The following is a 6,790-nucleotide window of genomic DNA, read 5'->3' on the forward strand; positions in this document are numbered from 1 at the left end:
ATATTATATTTTTCGCTAAATCCTTTAACATAAACTTCTCGCTCTATAGGATTTAAAATACTTGAAAATATCTTTGCTGCTTTCATAGTAAAATTCGTAAGCCCTTGAGGGTCATCAAGGTTAAAGTTTGATTTTAATCTTTCAATTTTAAACTCAACGTAACTCTTAGCATTTTTAATTTCTTTTTCAAATCTTTCTTTCCCAAACTTTTTAATATAATCGTCTGGATCCAGTCCGTCTCTTAATTTAATAATTTTCGGTTTAATAGACTCTGATAGGAATATGTCTATTGCTCTAGAAGTTGCATTTAATCCAGCATTGTCGCTATCGTAACAGATATATATTTCCTTTGCCATCCTGCCGATTAAATTTGCCTGATCCTTTGTTAAAGACGTACCAAGACTTGCTACACAATAATTAATACCACTATTGTATAGACTTATAACATCCATATAGCCCTCAACCAAAATAATTCTCTCACGTGAAGACTCCTTTGAGACAATATTCATGTTAAAAACATTTTGTCCCTTATTAAATATGGGAGTCTCTCTAGAATTTAAATATTTTGGTTTAATGTCTCCAAATGCGCGTGCCCCAAATCCTATAACTTTATTATTTCTATTAATAATTGGGAACATCACTCTATCTCTAAATCTGTCGTAGTAATTTCCGCTCTTTCCCTTTGAAACTAAATTGAGCTCAAAAAGCTCCTCTTCGTTGTATCCAAGAGCCTTTAAGTGATCTAATAAATCAGTCCACGAATCTTTAGAGTAACCAAGACCATATTTAATTATCGTATCGTTCGATAGAGCCCTATTGTGCAGATAGAATTGAGCCTTCTTAGAATTTTGCAAATTTTTTAAAAAATGTATTGCCGCTTCACGGTTTATGTCATACATTCTGTTCTTCTTGTCAATTTCTTCTCTGTTTACGTCTCTATATTCCTTAAGAGCAATATTGTACTTGTCAGCTAAGAATTCAACTGCCTCTCGAAAACCCAAATTTTCTCTTTTCATTATGAAGGTTATTACATCTCCACCTTCTCCACATCCGAAGCACTTAAAAATCTTCTTAGATGGAGAAACTGAAAATGAAGGAGTCTTCTCTGAGTGAAAAGGGCACAGACCCATATAATTTGCCCCAGATCTTTTTAAATTAACATAATTTCCAATTAAATCTACTATATCTGCTCTTTCTCTAATTTCATCAAGGACATTATCATCTATTATAAACAAATCATTAGCTCCATCCTTTTGGAATAAAAATTTCTTTAATTTGTTTTATTGCATAAGTATCCGTCATACCTGCAATGTAATCTGTAATTATATCTTCTTTATCAGCATCTACATTATCATAAATATTCAAATGATCTGTTGGAATTCTCATAATATCTTCATCATAATAATTATAGAGTTCAGTTAAAAGTCTATCTATTTTATGATTTTCGCTTTTTACTACAGAATCAAGATATACTCTGTTAAACATATACTTTCGAAGTTCCATTGTCGCTTCGTATATGTCCTCTTCCATCTCAACTATTGGATTGCCGTAGCTTTTTTTAACTATTGCGCCTATCATAGTGTTTATTCTTTCTGATGAAGAGTGCCCAAGGACAGATGTAAGTTCTTTTGGAAGAGAACCCTCACTTATTATCCCCGCCCTTATTGCATCGTCGATATCGTGATTGATATATGCAATTCTATCGGCATATTTAATAATCTTTCCTTCCAAAGTGCTCGATACATCTGATCCCGAGTGATTTAAAATTCCATCTCGCACTTCTTCTGTTAAATTTAATCCAATTCGATCGTTTTTTCGTTCTAAAAAATCAACAACTCTAAGAGATTGCTCATTGTGTCTGAAACCATTTTTGCAAAGTTTATTTAAGACCTTCTCTCCAGAATGACCAAATGGCGTATGTCCCAGGTCATGTCCAAGAGAAATTGCCTCAACTAAATCCTCATTTAGTCTTAAGGCTCTAGCTATTGTCCTTGCAATTTGGCTTACTTCAAGGGTATGTGTGAGTCGCGTTCTAAAGTGATCCCCTTCAGGTGAAATAAAAACTTGTGTCTTGTGCTTAAGCCTTCTAAAACTTTTAGAGTGAATAATCCTATCCCTATCTCTTTGGAATATAGTCCTCATATCGCACTGCTCTTCATAATTTTTGCGTCCCTTGCTACTATCTGCAAAGGTAGCAAAATCAAAATACATTAAATGTTCAAGCTTTTCTCTTTCGACTCTCAGACACATATTTACCTCTCAAAATGTTCTTGGTATCTTTCAATAATAAGTTCTGCTGTCTCTTCGATTGCCTTGTCAGATACATCTATTACATAGCAACCTAAATCATCCATAACTTGGCGTGAATAATCTAACTCTTCCTTTATTCTGTCGTAGTTTGCATACTTTGCTCCAGATTCAAGTCCCAAAGATTTTAATCTTTGTTCTCTTATAGTTATGATTTTATCAGGATTAGCAATAAGCCCAACAACTCTATTTACATCTTTTTCATAAACTTCCTTTGGAACTGGAACTTCTGGAACAAGAGGTATATTTGCAACTTTGTATAGTTTATTTGCAAGATACATTGATAGAGGTGTCTTTGAAGTTCTTGAGATTCCAACTAAACAGATATCAGCCTTCTTTGCTCCCCTTGGATCTTTTCCATCGTCATATTTAACGGCAAATTCAACGCATTCTACTTTTTTAAAATAATTCTCATCAAGTCGTCTAATTAGTCCAGGCTCTCTAAGTGGTTCGTATCCCAAAATATCTTCAATTTGTCTCATAGGTTCGCCCATTACATCCACTGTGTGAAGTGATAATTCCTTGGCTACCTTTTCTATATAATTGCGTGTGTCTTGAACTACATTTGTATAAACGATTAAACTATTTTCAATTTTTGCAGCCTCTTCTAAGAGCGGTTTAATTTGCTCTACACTATTGTGGTAAGGGTATCTTCGAATTTCAAAATTTTCTGATTCAAACTGTCTTACAGAACTCTTTGCAATAAGTTCTCCTGTCTCACCTATTGAATCTGAAATTACAAATACTACTAAAGGATTTTCTAAATCTTTCATTCCTTCCCCCTATAAAATTTCTCCATTACAAATATCTACAAAAAGTCTCGTTACATTAGTTTTTGTAAAACGACCAACTATTTTAAATTGCTCATCTCCTACCTCTTCAACAACTGGCAGTGAATCAAAACCTCTTGTAACAATTAAGTTAGCAGCATTATATACGCTATCTTCCTTAGATATATGAACAATATTCGGCATTCTACTCATAATAATTGATATTGGCGTTTTCTTTATATCAGAATTTCCAAGCGTAAACCTTATTAAATCCTTTCTAGATACAATTCCAGCCAAATATCCATCTTCTGTAATAAACATTGAAGAAATATCTTCCATGAATAAATTAACTACTACATCATAAATTGAAGTCTTTATATCTACAGAAAAAGGAAGTGACATAAAATCTTTAACTTTTAATTTTTTAAAATCTTCAGTTAAAATTGTCAGACCACTTTTCCCAGTATAAAAATATCCAACTTTAGGTCTTGCTCCTATTATGCCTATCATCGTAAGTACTGAAAGATCAGCTCTAATAGTAGCCCTAGACAGACCTAAATTATCGGCAATTTCTTCTCCAGTAATAGGACCGTTCTTTTTAACAATTTCAATTATTTCAGCCTGTCTATCGCTAATTTTCAATTCATCACCGAGCCTTATTCGACAATCTTTTCAATATTTAAAATTCTTTGTACATCTTCTTCTACAGATTTTAATAGAGATAGTCTGTTGTTTTTAATCTTTTCATCTTCTGCCATTACCATTACATTGTCAAAATATTCGTCGATATATTTAACCAATGTATTTAGATTATCCATTGCAGAGATAATATCCATTTCATCTAAATTGTTATCTACTAACTCATGTACTTCTAAATATTTATCATATAAGTTGTTTTCAGCTTCAATTTCAAATAGGCTAGAGTCAATTTCTTCCTTATCAAAATCTTTTGTCATGTTATTAATTCTTACAAAAGCATCGACAAAGTTGGATCTGTCGTCCTCATTAAACCAGTCGTTTAACTTATGCGCTTTTTCAAAAATATCTAAGATAATTTCATCTTTTTTAAGAACTGCATCAATTACATCGTATCTGATACCTTCTTCTTGAAGCATTGTCTTAATTCTACCTAAGAAAAACTCGTCAATTTTATCTAATACTTCTTCGTGATTAAAAGTTAAACCTAACTTTTCAATATATTCATATAGTGAAGTCATTAAAATATCTTTAAGTTCAAGCTTCCAATTAGTTTTTCTAATAATATTTATGACACCAATTGCAGATCTTCTAAGTTTAAATGGGTCAGCTGAACCAGTTGGAATTTGATTTATTGCAAATAATCCTGCAATTGTATCAAGCTTATCTGCAAGTGAAAATATTGAACCAACTGTTGTGTTTGGAAGTTCATCTCCTGCAAATCTAGGAAGGTATTGTTCTCTTATTGCTGTTGAAACAATATCTTTTTCTCCAGAATTTTTGGCATAAATTGATCCCATTACACCTTGAAGTTCTGTAAATTCTATTACCATTTTTGTAGTAAGATCCGCCTTAGATAAATATGCAACTCTTTCTACATCTTCTAGAGCTTCATCTGCAATTTGAAGAACTTCACCGATTTTTTTAGCAAGTTTTGCATTTCTATCTTCTTTTTGTTTCATTGTTCCAAGATTGTCATAGAATAATACGCCGTCTAGGTTTTTAACATAATCTTCTAAAGGTCTTGATATGTCATCTTCATAGAAGAACTTAGCATCTTCGAGTCTTGCGCCTAGAACTTTTTCATTTCCCTCTATTACAATATCTTTGTAGTCTTCAGTACCATTTCTAACAGTTATAAAATATGGCAATAACTCTCCATCTTCAGCATAAATAGGGACAAATCTCAAGTGATCTATCATAGTTGTTGTTACAACTTCTTTTGGTAGAATCAAGTATTCTTTTTTGATATCTCCCTTAATAGGAGTTGGATATTCTACGATATATGTCAATTCTTCCAATAACTCTGGATTTTCGTGGATTTCTCCTCCTAAAGATTTGGCAATCTTATTAGAGCCAAGTTTTATTATTTCTTCTCTCTTGTTTTGGTCAAGGATTACGTAGTTATTTTCAAGAATTTGTTCGTAATTTGTGACATCGTCTATAACAACATCTGAATATCCTAAAAATCTATGTCCGTGAGTTCTGTTGCCAACTTTTATTTTTTCAAAGTCAAATTCAACTACTTCGTCGTTAAATAGAGAAACTATCCATCTAATAGGTCTTGCAAATCTTAAGTTTTTGCCTCCCCATCTCATGTTTTTAGGGAAATTGATATTTCTAATTAGATCAGGAATGATAGTTTTTAAAATTTCTTTTGTATCTGTTCCTATTGATGAAATATTTGCAAAAACATAATCTGTTCCCTTTAAATCTTTTATTACAATATCTTCTTCTGTAATCCCTTGAGATTTCATAAAGCCAAGTAGAGGTTTAGTAGGGTTATTATCTTCATCAAAAGCAATTTTTGCTGAAGGGCCTTTAACTTCCTTTGAACTGTCCTCTTGCTTATCTGCAATTCCATTTATTATCAAAGATAAACGTCTTGGAGTTGCATAAACAGAAGTACTTTCAAAAGCTATCTTGTTTTCGTTAAGAAGTTTTTCGGATTTATCTTTAAGTTGTTCAATTGCCATCTCCACAAATCTAGACGGTAATTCTTCCACTCCAATTTCTAATAAATAATTACTCATTATCTTCACCTCTATTTAATAAAGGATAACCCATTTTTTCTCTTTGTGATAAATATTCTTTAGCTACAAGTCTTGCAAGATTTCTAACTCTTTGAATATAAGAAGTTCTTTCAGATACAGAAAGAGCACCCCTTGCATCAAGCATATTAAAAGTATGAGAGCATTTTAGAGTGTAATCATAAGCGTCTAGTACGACTCCCTCATCTATTACTCTTTCAGCCTCTTTTTCATACATGTCGAATAATTTTCTAAGCATATCTACATCTGCAAGTTCAAATGCATATACAGAGTGTTCGTATTCATTTTGTTTAAATACATCTCCGTAAGTTAGATTTTCGTTGTATTTTATATCATAAACAGAATCTACATTTTGTAGATACATTGCTATTCTTTCTAGTCCGTAAGTAAGTTCTGCACTTTCAAGATCTAAATTCACTCCACCCACTTGTTGGAAATAAGTAAATTGAGTAACTTCCATTCCATCTAGCCAAACTTCCCAACCAAGTCCCCAAGCTCCAAGAGTTGGTGATTCCCAGTTATCTTCAACAAAACGAATGTCGTGTTTTTTTGGATCAATTCCAATTGCAAAAAGTGAATCCAAATACATTTGTTGAACTTCCTCTGGTGATGGTTTAAGTATTACTTGTAATTGATGGTGTTGGTATAATCTGTTTGGATTTTCTCCGTATCTGCCATCAGCTGGTCTTCTTGATGGTTCAACATACACTACTTTCCATTCTTCAGGTCCAAGAGCCCTTAAAAAAGTTTGAGGGTTCATAGTACCTGCACCTTTTTCAATATCATAAGGTTGCAAGATTATTGCTCCCTTTTCTTTCCAATAATTTTCAAGTGTTAGAATTAAATCTTGGAAATACATTTTATCCTCCTTAATTTAGCAATTTTAATGAATTAAAATTACTTATTTCTAAATTGTATTTTATATAATTAATAATAATATTGTGTAAAAATATTTTTTTATTATTA

6 protein-coding genes are annotated in these 6,790 nt (G+C 32.2%); all 6 read right to left on the reverse strand.

Features of this window, described 5'->3' with window-relative positions:
* Positions 1-1,235, reverse strand: a 1,235-nt coding sequence (dnaG, locus tag ACOX6R_RS06800; RefSeq protein ID WP_433448592.1) for a DNA primase, incomplete at its 3' end; no start/stop codon positions are given.
* 4 nt (positions 1,236-1,239) lie between these two features.
* Positions 1,240-2,250, reverse strand: a complete 1,011-nt coding sequence (locus ACOX6R_RS06805) for a deoxyguanosinetriphosphate triphosphohydrolase (protein WP_433448594.1) — start codon at positions 2,248-2,250, stop codon at positions 1,240-1,242.
* 2 nt (positions 2,251-2,252) lie between these two features.
* Complete coding sequence (locus tag ACOX6R_RS06810; protein WP_433448596.1) at positions 2,253-3,080, reverse strand: pyruvate, water dikinase regulatory protein; 828 nt, start codon at positions 3,078-3,080, stop codon at positions 2,253-2,255.
* A 9-nt stretch (positions 3,081-3,089) separates the two neighbouring features.
* Entirely contained in the window at positions 3,090-3,719 is a 630-nt protein-coding gene (locus ACOX6R_RS06815) for a helix-turn-helix transcriptional regulator (RefSeq protein WP_433448598.1), read from the reverse strand.
* Between the two features lie 14 nt (positions 3,720-3,733).
* Positions 3,734-5,806: a glycine--tRNA ligase subunit beta gene (glyS, locus tag ACOX6R_RS06820; RefSeq protein ID WP_433448600.1), complete on the reverse strand. Its 2,073-nt coding sequence runs from the start codon at positions 5,804-5,806 to the stop codon at positions 3,734-3,736.
* Positions 5,799-6,683, reverse strand: coding sequence for a glycine--tRNA ligase subunit alpha (locus ACOX6R_RS06825; RefSeq protein ID WP_433448602.1), 885 nt, complete (start codon positions 6,681-6,683; stop codon positions 5,799-5,801). Before ACOX6R_RS06825 ends, glyS begins: the two co-directional genes overlap by 8 nt.
* Positions 6,684-6,790: the final 107 nt, after the last annotated feature.

The sequence above is a fragment of the Peptoniphilus sp. genome (assembly GCF_050943655.1).
Lineage (GTDB): Bacteria > Bacillota > Clostridia > Tissierellales > Peptoniphilaceae > Peptoniphilus_A.